We start from the raw sequence: 914 nt of genomic DNA, 5'->3' as shown, positions 1-914 counted from the left end.
GTGTACCCGAGAGTATCGCTTTGAAACGTTTTAGAGAGTAAGAAGTCTTCTCTATTCTTAAATAAATAGCCCTAATTCACTTTTCATTTAGTGACGTTTTTATTTAAAAATGAATGAACTCGCTCTTTTTTTAACCATATTCCTCCACAAGCAATGAAGCATGCAGCCGTACTAAAAGCCAACGCGTAGCTCCGGAGCCAATCCACAATGAGCCCAAACCAAATCGGTGCGAGCACGATGGCAAATTGATTGAGCGTTAACGCAATGCTTACCGTTAAACCGATAAAACGATCATCCGCTTTTTCTGCTATTAACACGATAAACAAACTAAACCAGCCAATTGCAAAAAAGCCAAGGCTAAAACAAAAAGCAATTAGTAGCCAAAAAGGCAAAGTAAATCCAATATAAGAAATAGCTATTGTTAGTCCTGCAGTCATCCAAACCGTCACTTGCAAAGGAGTTCTTCGATTTCCGTTATACACATAATCACTTACCCAAGCTAAAACAATTCTCCCCACCATTCCGCCTAACAGTGTGATTCTCATCAGGCTGCCCGCTGACACAAAATCCATCTTTATGGCTTTCGTTAAATAGCTCATAAAGTGCGCAATGATAATCATTTGAAGAGAAATCATTGAAACACCTACAAAAAACAGCGGATAGAGCGTTTTATCTTGAGAAATGCGCTTGATTTTTTGACGAAGCGTAAATGTTTCCTTTTTTTCTGACGATGATGATTGCTCTCGGTAGAATACAAAAAAAAGAAGGCCTCCTCCGATAGCTGCCGCTGCCTGTATGAGAACGGCCCCATGCCACCCGTATTGATGAAACAGCATCGGTAATGCTGCTGAAGCGACAGCGCCTCCAATCGGTATCCCCGTTTGCCGAATCCCCATGGCAAGGCCTCTATGATG

General features: G+C 41.6%; 1 protein-coding gene. It reads right to left on the bottom strand.

Annotated elements, in window-relative coordinates:
- Window positions 1-83: 83 nt before the first annotated feature.
- On the bottom strand, window positions 84-914 hold an 831-nt coding region (locus tag RB298_RS19075), incomplete at its 5' end, for an MFS transporter (RefSeq protein WP_486048025.1).

Source organism: Priestia sp. BR_2, assembly GCF_041954005.1.
Taxonomy (GTDB): Bacteria; Bacillota; Bacilli; order Paenibacillales; family Paenibacillaceae; genus Paenibacillus_AQ; species Paenibacillus_AQ lautus_A.
The sequence above is the reverse complement of the archived record's forward strand: the minus strand, read 5'-3'. Positions and strand labels throughout refer to the sequence as shown.